26 protein-coding genes and 1 tRNA gene are annotated in these 22,942 nt (G+C 67.5%); 11 read left to right on the forward strand and 16 right to left on the reverse strand.

All coding sequences use genetic code 11. The features are described 5' to 3' along the window. Window positions 1-33: 33 nt before the first annotated feature. Window positions 34-678 (reverse strand): 50S ribosomal protein L25/general stress protein Ctc, encoded by a 645-nt coding sequence (locus ABT313_RS24485; RefSeq protein ID WP_350858155.1) that lies wholly within the window; start codon window positions 676-678, stop codon window positions 34-36. A gap of 278 nt (window positions 679-956) precedes the next feature. Here ABT313_RS24485 and ABT313_RS24490 point away from each other — a divergent pair, with 278 nt between their 5' ends. Beyond that, window positions 957-1,613: a hypothetical protein gene (locus ABT313_RS24490; protein ID WP_350858158.1), complete on the forward strand. Its 657-nt coding sequence runs from the start codon at window positions 957-959 to the stop codon at window positions 1,611-1,613. Here ABT313_RS24490 and ABT313_RS24495 read toward each other — a convergent pair. The 3 genes from ABT313_RS24495 to glmU are packed head-to-tail and all read right to left on the reverse strand — an operon-like array spanning window position 1,606 to window position 4,839. Continuing rightward, the gene (locus ABT313_RS24495; protein WP_350858161.1) at window positions 1,606-2,367 is read right to left on the reverse strand and encodes an NAD(P)-binding domain-containing protein; all 762 of its coding nucleotides are present in this window, start codon (window positions 2,365-2,367) and stop codon (window positions 1,606-1,608) included. The genes ABT313_RS24490 and ABT313_RS24495 overlap by 8 nt on opposite strands. A gap of 1 nt (window position 2,368) precedes the next feature. Further along, window positions 2,369-3,349, reverse strand: coding sequence for a ribose-phosphate diphosphokinase (locus tag ABT313_RS24500; RefSeq protein ID WP_350858164.1), 981 nt, complete (start codon window positions 3,347-3,349; stop codon window positions 2,369-2,371). A gap of 26 nt (window positions 3,350-3,375) precedes the next feature. After that, a complete protein-coding gene (glmU, locus tag ABT313_RS24505; RefSeq protein WP_350858167.1) occupies window positions 3,376-4,839 on the reverse strand; it encodes a bifunctional UDP-N-acetylglucosamine diphosphorylase/glucosamine-1-phosphate N-acetyltransferase GlmU in 1,464 nt (487 codons plus the stop codon). Between the two features lie 184 nt (window positions 4,840-5,023). Here glmU and ABT313_RS24510 point away from each other — a divergent pair, with 184 nt between their 5' ends. Further along, a complete protein-coding gene (locus ABT313_RS24510) occupies window positions 5,024-5,329 on the forward strand; it encodes a hypothetical protein (RefSeq protein WP_350858169.1) in 306 nt (101 codons plus the stop codon). Here the strand turns inward: ABT313_RS24510 and ABT313_RS24515 are convergent. Beyond that, window positions 5,326-6,345 (reverse strand): beta propeller repeat protein, encoded by a 1,020-nt coding sequence (locus ABT313_RS24515; RefSeq protein WP_350858171.1) that lies wholly within the window; start codon window positions 6,343-6,345, stop codon window positions 5,326-5,328. The genes ABT313_RS24510 and ABT313_RS24515 overlap by 4 nt on opposite strands. A gap of 165 nt (window positions 6,346-6,510) precedes the next feature. On the opposite strand from ABT313_RS24515, the gene ABT313_RS24520 reads away from it, so the two are divergent. Continuing rightward, window positions 6,511-6,843: a VOC family protein gene (locus ABT313_RS24520; protein ID WP_350858174.1), complete on the forward strand. Its 333-nt coding sequence runs from the start codon at window positions 6,511-6,513 to the stop codon at window positions 6,841-6,843. On the opposite strand, the gene ABT313_RS24525 is transcribed toward ABT313_RS24520, so the two are convergent. Then, window positions 6,833-7,732 carry a phosphotransferase family protein gene (locus ABT313_RS24525; RefSeq protein ID WP_350858177.1) on the reverse strand — a complete coding sequence of 300 codons (900 nt, stop codon included), beginning with the start codon at window positions 7,730-7,732 and terminating at the stop codon, window positions 6,833-6,835. The two genes, ABT313_RS24520 and ABT313_RS24525, sit on opposite strands and share 11 nt — an antisense overlap. 155 nt (window positions 7,733-7,887) lie before the next feature. On the opposite strand from ABT313_RS24525, the gene ABT313_RS24530 reads away from it, so the two are divergent. Beyond that, entirely contained in the window at window positions 7,888-8,703 is an 816-nt protein-coding gene (locus ABT313_RS24530; protein ID WP_350858180.1) for an alpha/beta fold hydrolase, read from the forward strand. Window positions 8,704-8,727: 24 nt separating this feature from the next. Then, window positions 8,728-9,252: a DinB family protein gene (locus tag ABT313_RS24535; RefSeq protein WP_350858182.1), complete on the forward strand. Its 525-nt coding sequence runs from the start codon at window positions 8,728-8,730 to the stop codon at window positions 9,250-9,252. Here ABT313_RS24535 and ABT313_RS24540 read toward each other — a convergent pair. Then, the gene (locus ABT313_RS24540) at window positions 9,243-9,683 is read right to left on the reverse strand and encodes an ATP-binding protein (protein ID WP_350858185.1); all 441 of its coding nucleotides are present in this window, start codon (window positions 9,681-9,683) and stop codon (window positions 9,243-9,245) included. The two genes, ABT313_RS24535 and ABT313_RS24540, sit on opposite strands and share 10 nt — an antisense overlap. 16 nt (window positions 9,684-9,699) lie before the next feature. Further along, window positions 9,700-10,224 (reverse strand): hypothetical protein, encoded by a 525-nt coding sequence (locus tag ABT313_RS24545; protein ID WP_350858188.1) that lies wholly within the window; start codon window positions 10,222-10,224, stop codon window positions 9,700-9,702. Between the two features lie 74 nt (window positions 10,225-10,298). Here ABT313_RS24545 and ABT313_RS24550 point away from each other — a divergent pair, with 74 nt between their 5' ends. Next, the gene (locus tag ABT313_RS24550) at window positions 10,299-10,658 is read left to right on the forward strand and encodes a hypothetical protein (RefSeq protein ID WP_350858190.1); all 360 of its coding nucleotides are present in this window, start codon (window positions 10,299-10,301) and stop codon (window positions 10,656-10,658) included. A gap of 5 nt (window positions 10,659-10,663) precedes the next feature. On the opposite strand, the gene ABT313_RS24555 is transcribed toward ABT313_RS24550, so the two are convergent. The 5 genes from ABT313_RS24555 to ABT313_RS24575 form a co-directional block, all read right to left on the reverse strand. Next, window positions 10,664-11,170, reverse strand: a complete 507-nt coding sequence (locus ABT313_RS24555) for a hypothetical protein (RefSeq protein WP_350858193.1) — start codon at window positions 11,168-11,170, stop codon at window positions 10,664-10,666. Window positions 11,171-11,188: 18 nt separating this feature from the next. Further along, entirely contained in the window at window positions 11,189-12,367 is a 1,179-nt protein-coding gene (locus ABT313_RS24560; RefSeq protein WP_350858196.1) for a WD40/YVTN/BNR-like repeat-containing protein, read from the reverse strand. Continuing rightward, on the reverse strand, window positions 12,360-12,869 hold the full coding sequence (locus tag ABT313_RS24565) for an RNA polymerase sigma factor (RefSeq protein ID WP_350858198.1): 510 nt from the start codon (window positions 12,867-12,869) through the stop codon (window positions 12,360-12,362). The genes ABT313_RS24560 and ABT313_RS24565 overlap by 8 nt, the downstream gene beginning before the upstream one ends. A gap of 465 nt (window positions 12,870-13,334) precedes the next feature. After that, entirely contained in the window at window positions 13,335-14,258 is a 924-nt protein-coding gene (locus ABT313_RS24570; RefSeq protein WP_350858201.1) for a phosphotransferase family protein, read from the reverse strand. 14 nt (window positions 14,259-14,272) lie between these two features. Next, window positions 14,273-14,710: a hypothetical protein gene (locus ABT313_RS24575; RefSeq protein ID WP_350858204.1), complete on the reverse strand. Its 438-nt coding sequence runs from the start codon at window positions 14,708-14,710 to the stop codon at window positions 14,273-14,275. A gap of 166 nt (window positions 14,711-14,876) precedes the next feature. Here ABT313_RS24575 and ABT313_RS24580 point away from each other — a divergent pair, with 166 nt between their 5' ends. Both ABT313_RS24580 and ABT313_RS24585 read left to right on the forward strand, forming a co-directional pair. Then, window positions 14,877-15,644, forward strand: coding sequence for a hypothetical protein (locus tag ABT313_RS24580; protein ID WP_350858207.1), 768 nt, complete (start codon window positions 14,877-14,879; stop codon window positions 15,642-15,644). A gap of 41 nt (window positions 15,645-15,685) precedes the next feature. After that, window positions 15,686-15,967 (forward strand): hypothetical protein, encoded by a 282-nt coding sequence (locus ABT313_RS24585; RefSeq protein ID WP_350858210.1) that lies wholly within the window; start codon window positions 15,686-15,688, stop codon window positions 15,965-15,967. Window positions 15,968-16,391: 424 nt separating this feature from the next. Here ABT313_RS24585 and ABT313_RS24590 read toward each other — a convergent pair whose 3' ends face one another. From ABT313_RS24590 to ABT313_RS24600, 3 genes are all read right to left on the reverse strand, one after another. Continuing rightward, complete coding sequence (locus ABT313_RS24590; protein WP_350858212.1) at window positions 16,392-17,984, reverse strand: alkaline phosphatase family protein; 1,593 nt, start codon at window positions 17,982-17,984, stop codon at window positions 16,392-16,394. A gap of 287 nt (window positions 17,985-18,271) precedes the next feature. Next, entirely contained in the window at window positions 18,272-18,784 is a 513-nt protein-coding gene (locus tag ABT313_RS24595) for a hypothetical protein (protein WP_350858215.1), read from the reverse strand. A 968-nt stretch (window positions 18,785-19,752) separates the two neighbouring features. Then, a tRNA-Gln gene (locus ABT313_RS24600) sits at window positions 19,753-19,824 on the reverse strand. Between the two features lie 123 nt (window positions 19,825-19,947). On the opposite strand from ABT313_RS24600, the gene ABT313_RS24605 reads away from it, so the two are divergent. From ABT313_RS24605 to ABT313_RS24615, 3 genes are all read left to right on the forward strand, one after another. Beyond that, the gene (locus tag ABT313_RS24605) at window positions 19,948-20,943 is read left to right on the forward strand and encodes an acyl-CoA desaturase (RefSeq protein WP_350858218.1); all 996 of its coding nucleotides are present in this window, start codon (window positions 19,948-19,950) and stop codon (window positions 20,941-20,943) included. 60 nt (window positions 20,944-21,003) lie between these two features. Next, window positions 21,004-21,645, forward strand: coding sequence for a TetR/AcrR family transcriptional regulator (locus tag ABT313_RS24610; protein WP_350858221.1), 642 nt, complete (start codon window positions 21,004-21,006; stop codon window positions 21,643-21,645). 74 nt (window positions 21,646-21,719) lie between these two features. Beyond that, window positions 21,720-22,919, forward strand: coding sequence for a sensor histidine kinase (locus ABT313_RS24615; RefSeq protein ID WP_350858224.1), 1,200 nt, complete (start codon window positions 21,720-21,722; stop codon window positions 22,917-22,919). The last annotated feature ends 23 nt before the right edge of the window (window positions 22,920-22,942 follow it).

The raw sequence follows: 22,942 nt of genomic DNA on the forward strand, positions 1-22,942 counted from the left end.
CCCTCCTGAAGTTCGGCTGCTGCCGAGTGCAGACTACTCGGCGGCGGCGGCCACCGGCTCGGCCGGAGCGGTCGGCTCGTCCCGCTCGATGCCTGCCTCGGCCTCGGCCTCGGCCAGCTCGCCCTCGAGCTGCTCGGCGGTCGGCTGGGCGGTGACGTTCACGATCAGGGTGTCCGGCTCGATGGCCAGTGTCGTGCCGGTCGGCAGGGTCAGGTCGGAGGCGTGGATCTGGGCGCCGACCTCCAGGCCCTCGATCGAGACGGTGACGCCGTCGGGGATGTGCGTCGCCTCGGCCTCGACCAGGATGCTCTGCGCTTCCAGCACCACCAGGGCGTCGCTGACGGCCTCGCCCTCGAGGTGGACGGCGATGTCGACCTGGACCTTCTCGCCGCGACGGACGATCACGAGGTCGACGTGCTCGATGAAGCCCTTGATCGGGTCGCGCTGGACCTGCTTCGGCAGCGCGAGGTGGGACTCCCCGCCCTCGACCTCGATCATCAGCAGGGCGTTGGCGGTCTTCAGGGCCAGCATGGTGTCGTGACCGGGCAGCGTGATGTGCACCGGGTCACTGCCGTGGCCGTAGAGGACGGCGGGAACCTTGTTGTCCCGGCGGATTCGGCGGGCAGCCCCCTTGCCGAACTCCGTACGCGATTCGGCTTGGATCTTGACCTCGGCCACGAGATGAACTCCTAAAAGCGTTGCGGTGATCAGTTGTCTGGATGGAACTCGGCTGCGGCCTCAGCGGGCGCCTGCTGACCCCGGAGTAGGCGTCAGGCAACGAACCACCGCGTCGATCACGGAGCCGCGCCCTGCACTTCTCGGGGGGCGTCCCTCGCCGAGGCAACCAAAACAGTCTACCCACCACTCCGGCCAGACGGGAAATCGTCCTTCCAAGGCACTTTGCTCCCCGCGAACCGCCACTTCCCGTGACCCGTTTCCGGCCGTACGTTGCCACGGTGATCTCCCTGCTGGCCGTGCTCGGTCTGCTGTTGCCGACGGCGCTCGTCGCGGGCGTCATCTGGCTGGTAATCCGGAACTCGAGACGGGAGCAGGCACGGCTACAGCAGCGCGCCGCGGACGCGGCGCGGTTCGGGTGGTACCTGGTGCCGCCGAACCCCTGGCTGCTGGAAGTCGCCAAGCGCCTGTACCGGAGCGGCAAGCCGGGCGAGATGTTCGCCGGCGACTTCCGTGGTCGCGGTATGTGTGCCCTCGACTACAGGTACACGACGAGCAACGGCAAGAATCAGCAGATACACCGCGTGCATCTGGTGGTCATGCACCTGCCGGTGGCGTTGCCGCCGCTCACCCTGTGGCGTCGTACAGGCTTGCGGCGCGTCGGTTTCGAACTGGAGAACCAGCGGTTCAACGACACGTTCCGGATCGGCTGCCTCGACAACCGCTACGCGTCGGCGTTCCTCCATCCCCGGCTGATGGAGTGGATGCTCTACAACCCCGGCCTGGAGTGGCAGATCGCCGGCAACGCCCTCGTCAGCTGGGGCCCCGGCGACTTCACGGTCGTAGACGTCGTCGCCCGCCTCGAAGCGATGAGTCGTGTGGTCGAGCTGATTCCGCCGTTCGTGCTGCGGGACTACGGGCAGCCGACGTTCAGGTGAGCTTGGTCCAGACCTCGCGGAGGGCGCGGGCGGCGTTACCTTCCAGGCCGGCGGCGTCCAGCGTCTCGGCGAGTTCGTCGAACTCCGGACCCCAGCGCCAGGCCACGCTGCGGAGCTGGTCGGGGAGCGTCGGGTCCTTGAGCGAACCGCCGTCGGCGCGGGTCTGCTGCGCGACGAGCGCCTCGGTCACGCCGTGCTTCTCAGCCAGCTGGAACGCGAGCACGGCCAACGCCGCCTTGCCCTTGTTGTAGAGCGCGTACGACGACTTCGCCGCGCTCGCCGCACCCGGCTCCGTGCCGACGACCATCGGGGTGACCGCGGTCCCGTCCCACAACGCGGCGACCCGGTCGGCCGCCGTACCCGACAGCATCAGGTGGGTCGGGCTCGGCCCACCGGTCGGCGGCGGCCCGACCACGCCGGCATCCACGAACGTCGCATCCGGTACGGCGGACTGCGCCTCCCGCAACGACATCGGCGACAGCGGATTCGCCTCGACGTACAGGCCGTTGAAGCCCTCGGCCCCGACCTGCTTGGCGATGTCCACGGCACCCTGCGGCGCACACGAGCACAGCACAACCTCGGCTCCGGCGACGGCCTCGGCGAACGGCGTACCGATCAGGCCTGCGTCCTCGGCCCGCTGCTGTGAAGCCTCGCTGCGCCCCTCGGGGACCCAATGCACCTCGTGACCGGCCGCGACCAGTTGCTTGGCGAGCTTCGAGCCCATGGCGCCGGGGTGGAAGACCGCGACGCGCATGTCAGGCGCGGCCCTCGAAGAGGCTGGTGACCGAGCCGTCCTCGAAGACCTCGCGGATGGCCCGGCTGATCAGCGGAGCGATCGAGAGCTCCGTGAGCTTGTCGAAGCGGCGGTCCTCCGCGATCGGGAGCGTGTTGGTGACGATGACCTCGCTGGCCTGGCAGTTCTTCAGCCGGTCGACCGCCGGACCGGACAGGATCGCGTGGGTCGCGGCGATCACCACCCCGGCGGCGCCCTCGGCGTACAGGGCGTCGGCGGCCTTGGTGATCGTGCCGGCGGTGTCGATCATGTCGTCGACCAGGATGCAGACCCGGCCCTTGACCTCACCGACGACCCGGTTCGCGACCGTCTCGTTCGGCCGGTCGATGTCGCGGGTCTTGTGGATGAACGCCAGCGGGGCGTTGTTCAGCCGCGCCGACCACTGCTCGGCGACCTTGATCCGGCCCGCGTCCGGGGAGACCACGGCGAGCTGCTGGTCGCCGTACTTCTCCGCGACGTAGCTGCTCAGGATCGGCAGCGCCATCAGGTGGTCGACCGGGCCGTCGAAGAAGCCCTGGATCTGCGAGGTGTGCAGGTCGACGCAGATCAGCCGGTTCGCGCCCGCGGTCTTGAACAGGTCGGCCATCAGCCGGGCCGAGATCGGTTCGCGGCCGCGGTGCTTCTTGTCCTGGCGCGCGTAGCCGTAGAACGGGAGGACGACGGTGATCCGCTTGGCCGAGGCCCGCTTCAGCGCGTCGACCATGATCAGCTGCTCCATGATCCACTCGTTGATCGGCGAGGTGTGGCTCTGGATCACGAACGCGTCGCTGCCCCGGACCGACTCCTCGAACCGGACGTAGATCTCGCCGTTGGCGAAGTCGTACGCCTGGGTCGGAACCAGGCCGCTGCCGAGCTCCTCCGCGACCTGCTCGGCGAGCACGGGATGCGCCCGGCCGGAGAAGACCATCAGGTTCTTCTCGGTGGTTCGTTTCATCCCGCTCATCGCCGCGCCTCCCGTTGTTTCGCTGTTCAGGACTGCTCGTCGCCGGCCTGTTCGGCCGGCTGTTCGGCCTGCGCCGCTTCGGCCGCCTGAGCGGTCTTGGTGCCGGCCCGCTTGCGCGCGACCCAGCCCTTGATGTTGCGCTGCCGGCCACGTGCGACCGCGATCTCGCCCGGGCCGACGTCCTCGGTCAGCGCCGTACCGGCCGCCAGGTAGGCGCCGTCCGCGATCGTCCGCGGGGCGACCAGCACCGAGTTGCTGCCGATGAACGAGTGCTTGCCGACGTGGGTCGGGTGCTTCGCGACGCCGTCGTAGTTCGCGAAGATCGTGCCGGCGCCGATGTTCGCGCCCTCGCCGATCGTCGCGTCCCCGGCGTATGTCAGGTGCGGGACCTTGGCGCCGTCGCCGATGGTGGAGTTCTTGGTCTCGACGAACGTGCCGATCTTGCCCTTCACGCCGAGCCTGGTGTTCGGCCGCAGGTACGCGAACGGGCCGACGGACGCGCCGTCGCCGATCACCGAGAGCGAGCCGTGGGTGCGGATGATCGTGGCGTTCGCGCCGATCTCCATGTCGGTCAGCGTGGTGTCCGGGCCGATCGTCGTACCGCTGCCGACCGTGGTGGCGCCGTGCAGCTGGATGTTCGGCAGCAGGGTGACATCGCGGCCCAGCTCGACGGTGGAGTCGATCCAGGTGGTGTTCGGGTCGACGATCGTGACGCCCTCGAGCATGTGCTTGAGCAGCGTACGGCGGTTGAGCTCCGCGCCGAGCGTGGCCAGCTGGACGCGGTTGTTGACGCCCTCGGTCTGCATCGCGTCGTCGGTGACGTGCGCACCGACGCGCTTGCCGTCGTTCCGGGCGATCGAGATGACGTCGGTCAGGTACAGCTCGCCCTGGGCGTTGTCCGTGGTCAGGCGACTGAGACCGTCACGCAGAGTGATTGCGTCGAAGACGTAGATGCCGGCGTTGATGACCCGGATCTCACGCTGCTCGGCGGTGGCGTCCTTGTGCTCGACGATCGCGTCCACCGCGCCGTCCGCGCCCTGGACGACCCGGCCGTACCCGGTCGGGTCCGGGACCTGCGCGGTCAGGACGGTGACCGCGTTGCCCTGCTTGTCGTGGTCGGCGACCAGGTCGTGCAGCGTCTCCGCCTCGAGCAGCGGGACGTCACCCGACGTGACGATCACCGAGCCGTCGAAGTCCTGCGGTACGGCGGTCAGCCCGGCGCGGACCGCGTCGCCGGTGCCGAGCTGCTGCTCCTGGACGGCGGTCCGGACGTCGGGGTCGACCTCCTTCAGGTGCTCCTCGACCAGCTCACGGCCGCTGCCGACCACGACGACCAGGTGTTCGGGGGTGAGTGCCCGGGCGGCGACGACGGCGTGCCCGACAAGGCTCCGCCCGCCGATCTCGTGCAGCACCTTCGGCGTCGCCGATTTCATCCGGGTTCCGAGCCCGGCGGCCATGATCACGACCGCCGCGGGGCGATGGGAAGTCACGCGGTCTTCTCCTCGAGTTCCCTGCGAGTTCTTTCAACAAGTATCAGCATGGGCACCCGATGCAGTGCCCGCGCAAGCCTACTTGCTCACCAACTGAACCCCACCCCGGCCTCCACGAGACCGATCTCACCCTCCGTCGCCGCCCCGGGCCCCCGCCCACGGCGCGTGATGACAGTCTGACTCCATGCCAGCTCTCAGGGCGCACGCCGTGCGCTGGGTCTCTGACGATCCGGTTCCCGGATGGGTGGAGGTCGAGTTCGTCGACGCCGACGGGGTACGGCGGGTGCTCTCCGACAAGCCGTCGATCTTCGGGGCGGACATCCGCCCGGACTCGCCGTACCCGGTCGAGGTACTCGTCGCCTGTGAGGTGCTCGACCCGGCGGATGAGGACGGGCGAGTCTTCATCACGACAGATCGCCCGTGGGGCACCTCGACCGCCGAGGGCAGGACGGAGTTCGTCGTCCTCGAGGACCAGCTCGTGTGCGGCTAGCGGGTGTACGCCGCGAGGGCGGTGAAGGGGTCGGACGGGGAAGCCGCGCTCATGCCGACCGTCCAGGTGCGGTTGGGGGTGGTGGCAATGCCGGTGAGGGTGCCTGTTGGGGCCTTGGGGGCCGGGGCCTGGGTGAACTTGGAGCCGGTGAGTTGGAGGACGTACGGCTTGGCGGTTTCGTTGTTGGTGCCCTCGAAGCGTTCGCCGACGGCTACGGGCTTGTTGTTCCGGAGGGTGACGTCGTACAGCTGGGCCATGCCGGTGGGGACCGGGAGGTGGGTCCACTTCGTGCCGTTGTAGTGGAGCGCCAGCGGGACGATGCCAGCGGCGTACTGGACGCCGACGAGCCAGATGTTCTTGGGGCCGGCGGCCGCGATACCGGTCGGGATCTGGGAGCCGTCGACCGGTACGTCCTTCACCAGGGTCCAGCGCTTGCCGTCGAAGTGCGCGAGGCCGGCGTTCAGCCCGAGCCAGGCGTCCTTGGCGGACAGTACGGCGAGGACGTTGGCGTTGATCGAGTTCTCCAGGCCGGTGTAGAGCGGCTGCCACTTCCCGCCGGCGTACCGGTAGACGACAGCTCGCTCGGTGCCGCCGACGTTCGCCCACCCGGCGGCCCAGACCGACTTGTCCGGAGCGATGACGACGTCGTCGAAGGATCCGGTCGGTACGGCGGGCGGCTTCACGACCTGCCACTTCGTACCGTTCCAGTGCATGGCGAGCGGTTTCGTCTTCTCCGGGTCCGTCCGGTCCTCACCGACGGCCCACACGTTGGTCGCCGTACCGACCGCGACGCTCTCCAACGTCGCATTCGTCTTGACCGGCTGCGGGGTCGCCTTCCAGGTCTTGCCGTCCCAGCGCATCGCCAGCGGGCGCTGATCGGTGAAGTCGTCGACCTGATCGCCCCCGACGGCCCATGTACCACCCGCTCCGCTCGCCACGTCGTTGAACGTCGCCGGCTGCCGATGCGTCGGAGTACTTGCCCACTGCAACGATCCTGCGGCGGTCTGGTCGGCCATGGCGGATCCTGTCGCCAGCGAGGTCGCGAGGACCCCCAGTGTCGCGGTAAGCATGCTCTTCTTCAGTCTCACAACGGTTCCCTCCGAGTCAGCGTCACGTACACCCCTCCCGACGCTGTCACCCGCCCGCTGCGTTACACCTCGAAATCTGCCAGTGTGGAAACCATGGCCCTCACTCTCGGAGCAATCATCCTGAACGTCCCGAAAACCGGCCCCGCCGCCGAGTTCTGGAGTCAGGCTCTCGGTTTCACCACCGACGGCAACCCCGACTTCCTGATCCCGCCGCCGACCGCCCGGCCCACCCGCCTCCACTTCGACGAGACCGACCGTACCCACCTGGACCTGTGGTTCGACCACGAATCCTCAACCCTGGAAGCCGAAGTGGACCGCCTCATCGCCCTCGGCGCCGAACGCGTCGAAGACTGGACCTACCCACCCAACGCCGACTTCGTCGTCCTCAAGTCCCCCGACGGCACCGTCTTCTGCATCATCGATTGAACAACTTCGCAGCCAGCGGTACGGCGCTGTCCCGGCCGTACGGGTCCGCGTCGTGCGCGTTGGCGATGAGCAGCGAGTGGACGCGGCGGTAGACGAGCAGCTGCTCGGCGTCGTACCCGAGCTGCTCGACGAACGCCTTGTCGAACGCCGCCTCGACCTCGCGGACCCTCGGCGACCACAGCTCGATGAGGCTCCCGGCCGCTGCCGCGTCGAACACCGGGTCGCCGGGCATCGTCAGCAGGCCGAGATCAAGCACCGCGACGGGCCAGAGGTCCTCGTCGACGAGGATGTTGCCGGCGGTCACGTCGCCGTGCACGAGCCGGGTTTCCGGCTCCTTCAGCTCGGACAACTGATTCAGCAGCCGCTCGACGTTGGCGTCGAAGTCGTCGATGGCCGGGGCGAGCTGGTCGCGGAACCGCGCCACCCGCCGACCTACGAGACCAGTCAACGCGTCGATCCACGACACGCCCTCGGGCCTGAACGGGTCGGCCTCGTCGAGCACCGTCATCCGATGCAGTACCGCTGGCGCGTCGAGCTCCGCCAGCGCCGCGAGTACGTCGACAACGCAGTCACGCGCTCGCTTCCATCCCGGCTCGCCGAAGGCCGGCGCGACCGTATGCAGCGGGACGCCGGGCAGCTCCGCCTCGATCGTCACCCAATACGGGCCAGGTCGATGCAGCTCGAGCATCCGCGGCGTACGGAACGGCAGCCGCCCTTCGATCGCCGCGTACAACTCACCCAGTCTCCGCAGCTCCTCCTCGCCGGCATGGAACCAGATCTTCGCGACCCGCCCCTCGGGCAACCGGTAGACGGCCCCCTGCATCCCGATCGCGACCTGCTCCACCTCGCCGTACCCACGCAGCTGCTCCTGCAGAACATCGTCCGACAACGGCATACACACCTCAGGTGAAGGATTGTCGTTGGCCGGTGGTGTCCCAGGCCTCGTCGAACACGAGTGTCGCCGGTGTGATCCAGAAGGTGAAATGCTTTTGGGCTGATGCCGGATCGGGCAAGTATGTCGGAGGGGACTGGCATGCTCGCGGCATGCGTGATTCGTTCGTGGATGTCGGTGACGTGACGTTGTTCGTGCGCGAGCTCGGGCAGCGCAGCGAGAAGCCTTCGCTGGTGGTGATCCACGGCGGCCCGGACGTCGGCCACGGGTATCTGCTGCCCGGGTTCGAGCCGCTCGCTCGCGATCATCACGTCGTACTGTTCGACTTCCGCGGCTGCGGGCGGAGCACCCGCGGGTTGCCGGATGACGAGCTGCAGCCGGAGTACGTCGTACGCGACACTCATCGCTTGATCGAGCAACTCGGTCTCGGGCAGGTCGATCTGCTCGGGTTCTCGACCGGCGGTCGTGCTGCGATGGGCTTCGTCGACAAGCATCCGGAGCAGGTACGCCGGTTGGTGCTCGCGTCGACGTCGGCGTACACGTCCGCGGACAACGCCGTCTACTTGGCCGACTGGCCCGAGTACCAGCGCCGCCGGCGCATCGAGGACGAAGCAAACGGCGCCCTGCGCAACTCGACCATCTTCGTCTGGGACCTGGACCTCGCGCCCGCGTTCCTCGAACTCCGAGGCACCGACGAAGGCGACTGGTCGGAAGAACGCGCCATCCAAGGCCTCATGCATCCGTGGTGCCCCGGCGACCCCGAACAAATCCTCCGCACCTTCGCCAAACCCATCCTCATCCTCCACGGCGAACAAGACATGGGCTTCCCCGTCCAACTCGCCCACCGCCTCCACAACACCGTCCCCAGCCAACTCGCCGTCATCCCCAACACCGCCCACATGTGCCACTTCGAACAACCCACCCTCTGGTCGAACCACATCCGCGAGTTCCTGGCCGGCCGTTGCTGACGGAACTCTTGGTCGAGGTGCGGCATGAAGGATGAGTTGTTGAAGGCCCTCCAGGCGAGCCGGGCTGTGATGGTTGGGAAGTTGGATGGGTTGTCGGAGTATGACCGGCGACGTCCGTTGACTCCGACCGGTACGAATCTGCTGGGGCTGGTGAAGCATCTGGCCGGGATGGAGTATGGGTATCTCGGGGAGGCGTTCGGTCGGCCGCCGGTCGAGCGGCCGTCGTGGTTCCGTGACGACCCGTCGACGGAGATCGACATGTGGGCCACGCCCGACGAATCGAGCGAGTACGTCGTACGCACGTACCGGCAGGCATGTGCTCACTCGGACACCACCGTCAACGAGCTGGACCTCGACAGCCCGGCCCACGTGGCGCATTGGGCCGACGGACACCAGCACACGACGCTAGGCGTACTGCTGATCCGGATGGTCAACGAAACCGCCCAGCACGCCGGCCACGCCGACATCATCCGCGAACTGATCGACGACGACCCGTCCTGGCGGGACCGCCGCGACACGGTCCAACAGGCCGCCGACCGCTACCGCTGAAGACCCTCGATCGCGTCAGCCAACTCCCCCACCGGCTTCCGCCCATCCAGCTCCACCGTCGCACCGCGCCGGAGCAGCGGCTCCACGGTCTCGACGTACGACGCAATCTCCGCCTGCTGCTCCACGGTCCGGCCGTACGGATTCGTGGTCCGCGCACGTACCCGCTCGATCAGTACCTCGACCGGCGCACTGATCAAGACCACGTGCTCGAACCGGTCGTAGAACCGGCCCTGGTTCTCAACCGTCCCCGAGACAACCACATCCGGCTCATCGGCCAGGAGTTGACCCATCCGGCGCTCGTCCCAACGACCGTCCGCCCCGACCCACCCGTCGTAGTCGGTGTCGATCGCCAGCCACCCCCGCCGGCGCAACTCGTCGAGCACAGTCGTCTTCCCGGCCCCCGACATACCAGTCACCAAGACCCGCGCCATGCGACGGGACCGTACCTCAACGACGGCCGCCCCACTCGCGATGCCAGTACTCCGCGTCCTGGCTGCCAACCCTCAGGATCGCGTCAGGTTCAGCCGGAGCTGGCCACATCTGCACCAGGTACGCGTCGACCAGCCCGTCCGCGAACTCCCCGTCCTGCCCCTCGTCCCGGCCGCGCTCACTCACCCGAACTCGATAGCTGCCCGCCGTGATCCCGTCCAACTCACCACCGGTGTCACCGGCCCACGACGACCACCCGATCCTGCTCGCAGGTACGTCGACAGAGACCTCGACAACGTCTTCCCACGACGCATCGGGATCGTCCGGAGCCGAGTCCGCCACCACGATCCGCACCGGCGATCCACCCGACCGCCGACCGAAATGCACATAGACACCAGTAGCGTGCGCCGCACCCACCAGCCCGTTCACCTGGCCCGCGAAGAACCGATCCACCTCCCCGTCGAACCCAATGCCCTCCCCCCAAACGATGTCGAACTGCCCGTAATCGGTCTCAACCACCTCGTCCATCACCACCCGCTCCACCCACCGAACACTAGAACCAGCCCGGGCCTATAAAAGGAGGGGCGGTGGACGGTTCGGCGGGTGATGATGGTTCGATGCCTGAGAAGCATTCACGTCCTGTTCCCGGTGGCCGAGCCTTCTACTTGACCGAACGACTGTGGGAGTTGTCGGCAGACCTCCCCGTCGAGACGGTGCCGATCGACGACATTCCCGAGTTCGACCAGAACTGCTGGTTCGGCGACGGTCCCGTCACCTGCCGGATGGTCGCCCGCCACGCCGGCCTGATCCAGAAGGCCGACCTCAGCTACCCGGTCATCCTGTCCTCAGACGGACGCCTGATGGACGGCGGCCACCGAATCTCCAAAGCCTGGCTAACCGGCGCCACCACCATCAACGCCGTCCGCTTCAAAGTCGACCCAGACCCCGACTACTACGAATGGACCCCCACCGACTGACCCGCCTACGCCGAGGGCCCAGCACCGGCGATCTGATCAAGACACGCCTGCCGTACGACGCCCGCCAGCTCCTCGTCACTCCGGCTCCAGGGCTCACTCATTTCGTCGTCGACGCCGTACAACTGCGCTAGCGGCTGTCCGAACGCCTCCTCCACATAGCCGGCGCCGGACACGACCTCCACGACCTGGTTGACGACCCAAGCCCAGCGAGCGCGCCCACTGACGTGCAGGTAAGCGATGTGGTCGAACGCCACTTTGAGGGCGGCGCCCTTCGACGACAGCGGACGTACGCCGGCCTCAACCAGAGCTGCCGGCAGAAGGTCCCGGACCTCGCGAGTATCCCGCCCGCTGAGCCCTGCCAGCTCCGCGAGCGCGACACCGTCGTACCCCGCCACGAGCCAGTCCGCAGCCCACATCGGAACCTGCTCAGCTCGTAGCTCGTCCAGGGCCAGCCACGCCGCCACCAACTCGGGTGACGGCGTCTCGCCGGCAAGCATGAACTCCTGCGACATGCGTCCCATTGTCCAGGCTCAGCGGGGTTGGACGTACTTCCAGGTTTTGCCGTGGTTGGTGCTGATGATGGCCTGGTTGCCGTTGTATTGCATGCCGTAGACGAAGTCGCCTACTGCTGTCAGGTTGCCCAGGTCGGTCGGTGGTGTGTACGACTTCCCGGCGCCGGGGCGGAGGAGTTCGCGGTTCTTGCCCTGGTAGAGCGCGAGGCCCGTCCCGTTGTCGAAGGCAACGGGTGACTGCAGGTACGGCTCGTCCCGGGTGGCCACCGTCGTCCAGTGTTCGCCGCGGTCGGTGGACAGCCGCAGCGGCACCTGCTCATCGTGCTGGATCCGGGCGGGCTTGAAACCCGGGATCACCACGAGCGTCCGGCCGTCGGGGCTGACTCCCAGCCAGCCGAGCATACGGCCTGGGCTGATGACGGAGTGGTCCCAGGTCTTGCCGTGGTCGTCGGTCCAGTAGATGTTGCCGACGCCGCTGTTCCTGGCGGCGACCACCCACCACCGTCCGGTGCTGTCGAGCTGAGGCTGAGTGGCATTGTCGATCCCGGGAATCTTCACCTCCCGCAGTACGCCGGTCTCCGGATTCAGCGCCCGCAGGGTGCCGAACGCCAGCAGCACATCGCCGTCCCCGAACTCGGTGGTCGGCGGAGCCCAGCGGAGCTTCTTCTCGACCAGGCCCTGCTCCGTCAGGCGGACCATCACGGCCTGGGCCCAGCTCGGGTCGCTGCCCTTCATGCTGGCCGGCATCGACAGGGCCAGCGCCTCGTCCCCGGCCTGCACCGCGACGTAGCCCCTCTTGCGCACCGGCGCGGTGGCCCGCACTCCGTCGCGGCTCAGCACCGCGGCGGACTTCGCCGAGGATTCCGGCTGCATGATCGACCACACGGCGGCCCACCGCTTAGGTGAGGCGAACGCAACGCTGGACATGGCCGCCTTCTTGTCGTGGATGACGCTCTCGGCCGCTTGGTCGACCGGGATCGCCGCCTGCTTGGCGGCGGTCGACTTCGTGGTGCCGATCACGTCCCCGAGCGGCAGTACGACGGCCAGTACGGCGACCACGACGGCCGCGACGACTCCGGCCCCGGTCAGCGCCTGGCGACGGTGCCGGCGGCGGATGCCACGACGCTCCAGAGCCTCGAAGGGCAGCGGCTGAACCGTCTCCTGCACGTCCCAGGACAGCTCCTTCAGTTCAGACATGGTTGACCTCCTCGGCGTCGTCGGCGAACTCGTGAACCAGCGGGGCCAGCCGGGACCTGCCGCGGGCAAGCCGAGCCTTGACCGTCCCTTCGGGAACGCGCAGCTGTACGGCGATCTCGCGCACCGGCAGGTCGACGATGTGATGCAGCACGATCGCCTCCCGCTGCTCGAACGGCAACTGCCGCAGCGCCTCGACCAACGCGACCCGATCCGCGGACATCCCGGTCACCGTGGTCTCCGGCACACCCGCGCGCGCCAGCAGCCCGTGGAACCGGGTGGCGCGGCGGTACTTCCGGCGTACGGAGTTCAGCGCGACCGCCCGCAGCCAGGCCTCCGGGTTCTCGACCTGCGCGAACCGCCGAGGCTTCTCGACCGCCCGGACGAACGCCTCCTGTACGGCGTCCTCCGCCTCGCCGAGATTCCCACAGACCGCGAACAGCTGCCCGACCAGGCGCCGATAGCACCCCTCGTACAGCTCCCGCACCGTGTCGCCGTCAGCCATCACCGCTCCCCAGATCGAACCCTTTGCCCACATGAGTCCTGACAGAAGGATCCGGTTGCACCCTATGCCCGAGGTTCTTTACGTGGCTCCCGCCGACCAGGGGCCGTCTGGGCAGAATGTGCGGGTCCACGACCGCTGGAGGCGATCGAATGTTCAACCACGAGCCTGCGGGCTACGACTGCCCTTTCTGCCGTGTGCTCGCGGGTGGCGACGACGACATCACCAGTCAGCAGGATGTCGTCCTGCGAACGGACCGGGCGATGGCGTTCGTCGCCGCACGCTGGTGGCCGAACAACCTCGGTCATGTCCTCGTCGTACCGAACGACCACCACGAGAACCTCTACGATCTGCCCGCTGCCGACGGTCACGCCGTACACGATGCACCTCCCACAACTCGCGACCCGCGAAGAACGCGAGCCTTACGCCCGGAAGCTCCGCTCCTACTTCGCGGAGCGCCGAGGCGGATCAGACGAGTAGCGTCTCGAGTTCCGGCAGGCGGCCGAACATGTCGGGCAGGCCGCGTACGCCGTTGAGCACCGACTCGTGCGACAGCGCGAGCTCAGGGCCCGTGCCCGCCTCGACACCGGCCAGGCAGCGAAGGATGTTCCATCTCGTGAACCCCAGCCAGCCGCCGATCATGAACACGAACCAGCTCGGCCCCGGAACTGGCAGCGTCCCGCCCCCTGCGACGTACCCGTCGAGGACCGAACGGAAGATCTCGGGCTCGATGCTGTCGAAGCCGGGCCCCTTCGCGAGACTCAGCGCCGTCGAACCGAGCTCACCGGACAGGTCGAGCATCCCCGAGAGCTCCCAGTCGAGCACCACCGGCCGCCCCGCTCGCGCGAGCAGGTTCCACGGCTGGATGTCCCTGTGGGTCAGTACGACGGGGCCCGGCCGCTCGCAGCTGTCGACGAACCGGGCAATCGCGCTGAGCGTGTCGACCTGGGCGGCGAGCTCGTCCGCCCAGGGCTGCCGGGTCGCCGCCGCCCGCTCGGCAAGCTCGGACCAATCGTGTGGCACGGGTTCCTCGATCGACGTGTCGGTCCACTCGACGTCCAGCGCATGGAGGCCCGCCAGAATCGCACCGATCTCGAACCCGTACGCCGCCGGCACCGGCTCCTCGGGCACCTTCTCGCCCTCGACCCACCGGTGTACGAGCGTGTCCGGACCGGCCGAGATCGGCTCCGGCATCGGGATACCGGCCGCGAAGGCCGCTTGCTCGAACCGGAACACGTCCTCGACGCGGTATTCCGACCGGCGGTCGCCGAGGTTCAACTCCTTGACCGCGAACGACCCCTGATCGGTGTCGAGCCGGTACATCCGGTTGGCGTAACCGCCGTGTACACGGATCATCGGACCGGTCGGCGTACCGAGCTGCGAAAGATCCACTCCAAAGGCCTCGGTCAGAGCCAGGGTGGGTCGTATCGGCTCACGTAGGCGCGGGCGCGTTCTGTCGGGTCTGCCCAGTACTGGTGCGGCTGGCGATGCACGTGCGCTTCGCAGAACTCCCGGAGGTCGCTCGTGATCGTCTCCACCTCACGCACCGGGAGACCCTCGAAGTCGCTGTTGACCTGGAGGACTTCGGACTCAGGGTTCCAGCCCGACGCGTCGAAGGCCCAGGTGCCCCACCGTGCGAACACGTGCAGCGGATGTTCGAAGTCGGCCATGTACAGCGCAGCCAACCCGATCCGCTGATCGGGATAGAAGTCCCTGCACGTCCACGCCAGCACATGACACGCCCCGCTCGAGAAGAACGCCTGATCCGTCCGCTCCCACGAGACCCGCTGATCAGACCGCTCGATCGCGGTACGCCGAAACACCCCAGAAGCCGTCGCTGCCACGCACCGATGCTAGCGAGACGCGAGTCCACACCCGGCCCCATAACGGCCGCTGCAACGATTCGGCACACCTCGCGCGTCTCCTAAGCATGAGGTCCATTCGGCGGAGTGTGGGGTGCCGTGCGCAGGTGTGGCCGGCCGTCGTACTCACCGTCTGTGCGCTTGCGGCTTGCGGGAAGGAGGCGGCGCCACCTTCTGGTGCACCCGTCGGTCGCTTCCGGCGGGAATCTTCCTGTACTCGTCGCGTACGCCGGACCTGGGCTTCGACACGACCCAGCAGAAGGCCGCGTGGGGAGCCGGGCACGTCACCATCGCGCCTGGCGTCAAGCTCGGGTCGGGTGGCACCACCCGCATCGAGTTCGGGAACGGCTCGAGCGTCTCGACGAGCGTCCTCGATCCCCGGCCTGCCCTGACCGAGGCAATCGGAACGCCGTACGACAACTGCGGACACATCCACGTACCGCCATCGAAGTGCAGACTCACGATCACCGGCGCTTCGTTGACCACCGCGGTCGTCGATACCAGCAGCGGACGCGCGACCGTCCCCGCCTGGTCCTTCACCACGCAGGGCAAAACCCGCCCGATCGTCGTCATCGCCATCTCGCAGGACGTAGTCAAACCAGTCGTACAGCCCGTCCCACCACCCGGTCTCCCGACGCCGCCTCCCGGCCTCGTCGGCTACGAGCGACTCACCCGCACCGACGGCAACACTCTCACCATCTCCCTCTCCCACGGAGCCTGCGACACCGACCTACGAGCTCACGCCGTCGAGTTCGACGACATGGTCATCATCGGAGGAACCCACGCGCCAACACGAACCGGCGCCCCCTGCCCCCTCGTCCTCCTAAACAAGACAATGACCATCACCCTGACCAAATCACTCGGCAACCGAGCAGTCATCAGCGCCGCCACCGGCACCAGACTCACACCTCGGTAATTGGCCCGCTCAGCGCGCCCGCCCGATGTGACGATGTCCTCATGACCAACGGCTTCGCCTGCAGGCACTTCTCCATCGGCCTACCCGAGGATGCGGCTGACCAGTCGCTCACGGCCCTTTTCAGGCATGTGAGCGAGACCTTGGCTGAAAGCGACCCCATCAGCATGGACGACATCATCGCTGTCACCTTCCCCACAGAGCTTGGTCAGGACGCTGTCTTCCGCGGTGCGTTCACCGTCGTGTTCACAGACGATGAACACGACGTATCCACCGCTGCCTCGTCCCCTGCAGATTCGTCCCAGCCGGGATCCGCGGCGCTTTGACCACTACGCTCCGCATGACAACGCGTCGAGGAATGCACGGCGCGTAGGACTCCGCCGGCCGACCACCACCTCCGCTCCACCCTCTCGAACCTCCTCCGCCACGACGCGGTCACGCGCGATAAGCGCCACATGGCGCGCCAAGCGCCGGGCGGGCGGGAGCGACACGCAGCACGGCGAGGAACGAGTCGCGCGTAGCACCGCGTGGGGGAAATCAATCCATCCAGCTCGCCGCCGGGGTGCGGGCGTAGTACTAGCTCCCCCGGCCTGAGCGTGATCCCGCGCCTTGATCCATGGGAGCCGAATTCGGGAGGGAGCTGCCGGGCAGGCATGTCCCCCGTCGGGGGATGGGCCACATTCGTCCGCCAAGTGATCTGCGACGGTCGAAGCAGCGATCGCGGCATCGGCGTGCGATGCGTGTCGATGCTCAGGAAGCTGTGTACGGCTCGTGGTCTTGGGCGGTCGCCAGGAGGGGGAAGAAGTGGACTGCGACCTGTCGGAGTAAGGGGATGATGAGTCGGGGCGGGAGGTCGGCCCCCGGATCGTCGAGCTCGGCTGGAAGCGGGATTCCGAGCTCTCGGGCTCTCGCGATGAGGGCAGGTGCCGCGGTCTTGCCGAGAGTGCTGAGAGCCTTGCCCACCACCTCGAGGTCCATCGTCCATTCCGGCACCGGAAGAGCAGTGACGCTCGCCCAATCCTGCGGGTCCCGCGGAGTGTCTCGCGCGAGGAGGTGGTCGAAGGTGCGGGCCGATGCGTCGCGCTGCGTGAACGCCTTGCCCAGACCCCACACCTTGCGCAGCGTGGCGATCAGGGAGGTGTGCCGGTACTCGTCGTTGTACACCGAGCCCGGCTCGACCCACGGGGAGACCAGGATCGCCGGTACCCGGTAGCCAGAGCGGTCGAAGGTGAAACCGAACTCGCCGGGAGGCGCGGCCGGGTCAGGCGGCGGGACCGGGCCAGGTGGGACGTGGTCGTAGGTGCCGCCCGGCTCGTCCCAGCCGATCAGCAACGGCGTGTTCCACACGTTCGTCCCGGTCTCGGAGGTGGCGGAGCGGTAGGCGGCGAAGACTCGCTCCAGGAAGGCCTCACCGGCCAGCATCGACGACGGGTTGTCCATCGCGAGGTCGAGGCCGACGGCGGCCGCTCGGCCGAAGGCGGGGTGGTAGTCACCGTGACCGCCGGCCATGTTGGGCTCGATCAGGGAGAAGTCCGGCAGCGTACCCGCCGCGGCATCCTGCTCGAACTCGGCGAACGGTACGAAGTGGGTGGCCAGCCGCTCCTTGAGCCGCGGGTAATGGATGATCCCGGCGAAGGAGACCGGCATCGGCTCCATGACGTAGACCTTCCAGGTCTTGCCATGGGCCTCCAACCGCTCGAACAACGTCTCCGCATCGTTCCCGGTGAACCACTTCTTCGCCGGCGTGTTCACCACGAACCCGGACGAGGTCGCCGCGGTCCAGAACGACCGGTTCATGAACGTCTGCGACGGCACCTCGCAGAACCAGTGGTCGAAGACCCCGAAGTCCCGTGCGATGCCGTTGAGCACCGGGAGCTGTTCAGGCGTGCAGCCGGTCATGATGTGGGCGTACTCGTCGTACGTCGGCTGGCGGCCGATCTCGCCGGTGAAGGTGGAGATGTAGTCGGTGACGAACCCGTCCATGGTCGGGGTAGCCCCCGGCGGCGGCGCGTTCCAGGGCGTCGTGACCGCCTCCCCGATTTTGAACCTGTTGTGCTCGTCGAGGACGTTGAACAGCTGGGTGTTGGTGTGGTACCACTCCTCGCCCGAGTCCGGGTTCGGCGAGTCCATGTCGGTGGCGACCGTGTACGGGACCAGCCGGCGCTCGGCGCCGTGCTCGGCCCATTCCGGGATCGGGTTGCTCAGATCCTTGCCGATAACCCCTTCGAAGATCTTGCCGTCCTCGGGGCCGTACAGGTGGCCGAGCACGTTGTCCAGGGAACGGTTCTCGAACAACACCACCACGATGTGATCGAGGGCATGGCGCTTGTCAGGTGCCGGCATTCGCAAATCCCTCCCAGGGCAGTTGCCTCACCCGAGAGTCCCCCCACGCCTTGCAGCCTGTGGTCATCCATGCTGGATGAATCCCGACACGATCCGTTAGCTCCCCCGCCAGGTTTCGATCCTGGTCTTCGAGATTCAAAGTTGCCGCTGCCGTGTCCACCCCGGTCCACCCGAAGTTCCCGCCCAACCGGCCTGAGCCTGAATCCGGCTCAGCTCGCATCTGGTCGTCCATCGCGATCCACCCGTTTGTTAGCAAATCCGTTAGCAATCCCGCCCTGACCTGCGGATCATCGAACGACCGGCTTGCCGTAGACGAACACCCGCTCGGCTAGGGCCACGATGTAGGTGGAGCCCCACGTACCGATGATGGGGAGGTCTCGCGCCTCGTCGGCTGTGGCGACGCGGACCATCCGACCGTCACGATAGAGGCCGACTGTGCCGCCCATGCGGTGGGATACACCCGATAGAGCACCATCTCGGTCATGCACCGAGGAGCGTTGACCGAGGATTGACCCGCCGTTCTCGCCGATCATCTTGATGTGCCCGTAGCCCCAGTTGAGGAGCGGACTGTCATCGACCGCAGTCGGCGTCGGCAGCTCGTCGCCAACCCAGTCCAGCAGGCCAGCGGCGAACGTTCGACTGTTGATCGCCTGGTGTGGCGCTTCCTCAGCGGTCGGCACCGCCACAACCACGCCGCAGGCTGAACGGCCGTCTCGTAGAGGTATCCCCCAGATGTGACCTGGCACGAGGTAAGCGTTGGACTTGGGCACGAACGGATAGGCAGCAGGGCGCGAGATCATGACGTGATTATCGGTACCTAGCCACTGCCGTCGCGCCACATAGCCAGCGCCTTGTGTCTTCCCGTCTGCCGTTCAGCACCGAGATAGCCGGCCGATTCGACCCGTCATCCCGGAGTCGTGAGGCCCCCGCCGGAGGCGTTGCTGTTGCTCAGAAAGACACCGAGAGCGGGCGCGGGCGGTGAACGGCCGGAGGCCGCACGCGCACGCCCGCGCCGAAGGCGCACCTTGATCCATAAGAGCCAAAATCGGAGGGGCTAGCTGGCGCGGACTGTCCTCCGTCGATTGATGCGCCACACTCGTCCGCCAGATGATCTGTGACAGTCGAGCCCGCGGATCGCGGTATGTGCGGTTGTATCTGGCAGCGCCGCGATACTAGGCCCATGCCTGAGTGGGAACCGGACCTAATGATCAAGCCTCCGAGCTGGATGGTCGAAGGAGTTCGCGTCCGTCACGACACATTCGGCTCCGGCACGGTCGGTCGAGTGGGGACCTACGACGAAGTACCGGCCGTGTGGGTTGACTTCGATAACGGGGAAACGAAGGGCCTCGCGTTGGAGTTCGCGGTCCCGCACATGGCACCTGAACCTGCCTGAAGGAACGACTGCTCATCGGCAGATCCGTGCGTTGGGCGGCTCCCAAAGTTGGTCGCCAGACGTCTAGCTTGTCGCATATCAGCTGATGGACGAGTGTCGCGGATCTGTTGGCGGATCACACTAGCTGGCGCGGACTGCCTCAGTCAGCTCGGAGATCTGCGCAGTGACGGCGTCTGCCCCTGCGGCGGTGAAGTCAGTGGCCTTGCTGGGTTTGTTCGCGTAGCCGATGCTCGCGGCTCCGATCACACGGGCGGCCTGGAGCAGCGGCCACCGACCCCGACGATGACGACCCGGATGCGCCGGTGCCAGTGGCCTGTTAGCAAATCCGTTAGCAAAACCCCGGCTCTGAGACCCAGGAGCCGGGGTTTTGCGTTGCTCCCCCGCCAGGTTTCGATCCTGGTCTTCGAGATTCAAAGTCTCGCGGGCTGCCGATTACCCCACGGGGGATCGTGGTTGCCGGGACAGTTTGCCACGAGTGGGGTGAACGACACGCTGAGGGGTTCCTTACCTACGGTGCCGTAGGTTACGGTGGCGTAGGTAAGGAACCCGGACCCGAGGGATGAAACAGCTATGACCCCACCCGTTGCCACGCCGGACGCGCCCATCCGTACCGCGCCCGTCGTCGAGGACGTCAACACCGGGACGCTCGGCGGTGAGCAGAAGAAGGCCTGGGAGCAGGTCGCGCTGGCGTTGTTCATCGGCATCCCGTTCCTGGCGGTGCTGGCGGCGGTGCCGATCGCGTGGGGCGGGTTCCTCGGCTGGCGGGACGTGGTCCTGGCGGTGGTGTTCTACACGGTCGCGGGGCACGGGATCTCGATCGGTTTCCACCGGCTGTTCACGCACAAGTCGTTCAAGCCGAACCGGCCGATGAAGTACGCGCTGGCCATCGCCGGCTCGCTGGCGATCGAGGGGCCGGTGATCCGCTGGGTGGCCGATCACCGCAAGCACCACAAGTTCTCCGACCGCGAGGGTGACCCGCACAGCCCCTGGCGGTACGGCGAGACCCTGGGCGCGCTGACCAAGGGCTTCATCTACGCGCACGTGGGCTGGCTGTTCGACACCGAGCAGACCCCGCAGCGCCAGTACGCGCCGGACCTGCTGAAGGACAAGGACATCGTCCGGGTGTCCCGGTTGTTCCCGCTGCTGGTCGCGACGAGCGTGCTGCTGCCGGCGATCATCGGCGGTCTGTGGTCCTGGTCGATCACCGGCGCGCTGACCGCGTTCTTCTGGGCCAGCCTGGTCCGCATCGCGCTGCTGCACCACGTCACCTGGTCGATCAACTCGATCTGCCACACGATCGGCGACCGGCCGTTCAAGAGCCGCGACAAGTCCGGCAACGTGTGGTGGCTGGCGATCCTGAGCCAGGGCGAGTCGTGGCACAACCTGCACCACTCCGACCCGACCTGCGCGCGGCACGGCGTACTCAAAGGTCAGCTCGACACGTCGGCCCGCTGCATCTGGTTCTTCGAGAAGCGCGGCTGGGTCTCCGACGTCCGCTGGCCGGTCAAGGAGCGGCTCGAGGCGCGGCGTACGGACGCCTCGCAGCGCACCCTCAAGGCTGCCTGAAACCGTAAAACCCCGACGGGCGACACCCGAAGTGCGGCATGATGCTGACGTGATCACGACGTGACGGAACCCAAACCGCGGCGGTCCGGCCGGATCCGGATGACCAGTGCCGAACGTCGCGAACAACTCATCACGATTGCCCGCGGCCTGTTCGCGCAGAAGGGGTACGAGGCCACCTCGGTCGAGGAGATCGCGCATCGCGCCGAGGTCTCCAAGCCGGTCGTCTACGAGCACTTCGGCGGCAAGGAGGGCCTGTACGCCGTTGTCGTGGACCGCGAGGTCCGTGCGCTGCTCGACGGCGTCACCGGTGCCCTGACGGCCGGCCGGGCGCACGAGCTCGTCGAGCAGGCCGCGCTGGCGCTGCTCGACTACATCGAGAAGAACGCGGACGGTTTCCGGATCCTGGTCCGCGACTCGCCGGTCGGATCGTCGACCGGTTCGTTCATCTCGATCCTCAGTGATGTCGCGACCAGGGTCGAGCACATCCTCGCGGAGGAGTTCAAGCGCCGCGGCCTGGACCCGAAGAACGCGCCGATGTACGCCCAGATGCTGGTCGGCATGGTCGCGCTCACCGGTCAGTGGTGGCTGGACGCCCGCAAACCGAAGAAGCCCGACGTCGCCGCGCACCTGGTCAACCTCGCCTGGAACGGCCTGTCCGGCCTCGAGGCCAAGCCCACGCTGTCGACCCGACCGCACAAGTAACCGACCCGGGTCGTACGCCGACATCCGACCGGAGAATGACCTCCGCGGGAAAAACGACCCGTACCCTGGCGAGCATGACGGGGATACTGACCGCGCGGCCGCTGCCTGCCCGGAGCAGGGCGTTCGACCTGCTGCTGGCCGGTGCGCTGTGTCTGACGGCCGGGTTCCTGTCGCTCGCCCAGGCGCACTTCGGCGGCATCCTCGCGTTCGGCATGCTGGTCCCGCTGATCTGGCGGCGCACCCATCCCGAGCTGGTCTTCTTCGCCGTCTGCTCCGTCGCCGCGCTGCAATGGCTGACCGGCGTCCAGCTGCAGCCCGGCAACATCGGCCTGCTCGTCGCCCTCTACGCCATCTCCGTGTACGGCGACACCCGCCTGAGCCGGATCGCGCTCGGCATCGGCGGCCTCGGCGTACTGATGGCGGTCTCGCGCTACTGGTCGAACTCGGACTGGAAGCAGCAGGTCACGATCATGGTCGCGCTCGGCGCGCTCGTCTTCGGGGTCTGGGCGTTCGGCGAGCGCCGCCGTACCCGCGGGCTGTACGTCGCCCAGCTGGAGGAGCGCGCCGCCCAGCTCGAACGGGACCGTGACCGCGAGTCGAAGCTGGCCGTGAGCAACGAGCGGACCCGGATCGCCCGCGAGATCCACGACGTGGTCGCGCACGGCCTGTCGATCATGATCGTCCAGGCCGACGGCGGGCTGTACGCCGCGGACCAGTCGCCCGAGGCCGCGAAGAAGGCGCTGGCCACGATCGGCGACACCGGCCGCGCGAGCCTGACCGAGATGCGCAAGATGCTCGGCCTGCTCAAACAGGACGAGCAGAACGAACTCGACCCGAACCAGCCGCGCCCGCAACCGGGCGTCTCCAGCCTCCCGGAGCTGATCGACAACGTCCGCGAAGCCGGCCTCAACGTCACGTACGACGTCACCGGGGAGCCCCGCGATCTGCCGGCGCTGCTCGGGCTCACGGCGTACCGGATCGTGCAGGAAGGGCTGACCAACACGCTGAAACACGCCGGGCCGGGAGCACGCACGTCCGTCTCGTTGGACTTCGGGCGCGAGATGCTGACCGTGGTGGTCACCGACGACGGCCGCGGCGCGGGCGTCGCGCCGAGCTCCGACCCGGGTCACGGCCTGGTCGGGATGCGGCAGCGCGCCTCGGTCTCGGGCGGTACGGTGAGCGCCGGACCGAAGGCGGGCGGCGGTTACGAGGTGATCGCCAAACTGCCCTACAACTTGCCGAGCGGAGAGCACGTGAGCGAGCGCAGCGAGTGAACCGACGACACAGTGACGCTATC

The sequence above is a fragment of the Kribbella sp. NPDC000426 genome, assembly GCF_040300265.1.
GTDB lineage: Bacteria > Actinomycetota > Actinomycetes > Propionibacteriales > Kribbellaceae > Kribbella.

What these genes read in the sequence shown, in the direction of transcription:
- ABT313_RS24495 (WP_350858161.1), bottom strand. Translation starts at nt 2,367, where the DNA reads ATGCGCGTCGCGGTCTTCCACCCCGGCGCCATGGGCTCGAAGCTCGCC.
- ABT313_RS24500 (WP_350858164.1), bottom strand. Translation starts at nt 3,349, where the DNA reads ATGAGCGGGATGAAACGAACCACCGAGAAGAACCTGATGGTCTTCTCC.
- ABT313_RS24510 (WP_350858169.1), top strand. Translation starts at nt 5,024, where the DNA reads ATGCCAGCTCTCAGGGCGCACGCCGTGCGCTGGGTCTCTGACGATCCG.
- ABT313_RS24515 (WP_350858171.1), bottom strand. Translation starts at nt 6,345, where the DNA reads ATGGCCGACCAGACCGCCGCAGGATCGTTGCAGTGGGCAAGTACTCCG.
- ABT313_RS24520 (WP_350858174.1), top strand. Translation starts at nt 6,511, where the DNA reads ATGGCCCTCACTCTCGGAGCAATCATCCTGAACGTCCCGAAAACCGGC.
- ABT313_RS24530 (WP_350858180.1), top strand. Translation starts at nt 7,888, where the DNA reads ATGCGTGATTCGTTCGTGGATGTCGGTGACGTGACGTTGTTCGTGCGC.
- ABT313_RS24535 (WP_350858182.1), top strand. Translation starts at nt 8,728, where the DNA reads ATGAAGGATGAGTTGTTGAAGGCCCTCCAGGCGAGCCGGGCTGTGATG.
- ABT313_RS24540 (WP_350858185.1), bottom strand. Translation starts at nt 9,683, where the DNA reads ATGGCGCGGGTCTTGGTGACTGGTATGTCGGGGGCCGGGAAGACGACT.
- ABT313_RS24550 (WP_350858190.1), top strand. Translation starts at nt 10,299, where the DNA reads ATGCCTGAGAAGCATTCACGTCCTGTTCCCGGTGGCCGAGCCTTCTAC.
- ABT313_RS24555 (WP_350858193.1), bottom strand. Translation starts at nt 11,170, where the DNA reads ATGTCGCAGGAGTTCATGCTTGCCGGCGAGACGCCGTCACCCGAGTTG.
- ABT313_RS24560 (WP_350858196.1), bottom strand. Translation starts at nt 12,367, where the DNA reads ATGTCTGAACTGAAGGAGCTGTCCTGGGACGTGCAGGAGACGGTTCAG.
- ABT313_RS24565 (WP_350858198.1), bottom strand. Translation starts at nt 12,869, where the DNA reads ATGGCTGACGGCGACACGGTGCGGGAGCTGTACGAGGGGTGCTATCGG.
- ABT313_RS24585 (WP_350858210.1), top strand. Translation starts at nt 15,686, where the DNA reads ATGACCAACGGCTTCGCCTGCAGGCACTTCTCCATCGGCCTACCCGAG.
- ABT313_RS24590 (WP_350858212.1), bottom strand. Translation starts at nt 17,984, where the DNA reads ATGCCGGCACCTGACAAGCGCCATGCCCTCGATCACATCGTGGTGGTG.
- ABT313_RS24595 (WP_350858215.1), bottom strand. Translation starts at nt 18,784, where the DNA reads ATGATCTCGCGCCCTGCTGCCTATCCGTTCGTGCCCAAGTCCAACGCT.
- ABT313_RS24605 (WP_350858218.1), top strand. Translation starts at nt 19,948, where the DNA reads ATGACCCCACCCGTTGCCACGCCGGACGCGCCCATCCGTACCGCGCCC.
- ABT313_RS24615 (WP_350858224.1), top strand. Translation starts at nt 21,720, where the DNA reads ATGACGGGGATACTGACCGCGCGGCCGCTGCCTGCCCGGAGCAGGGCG.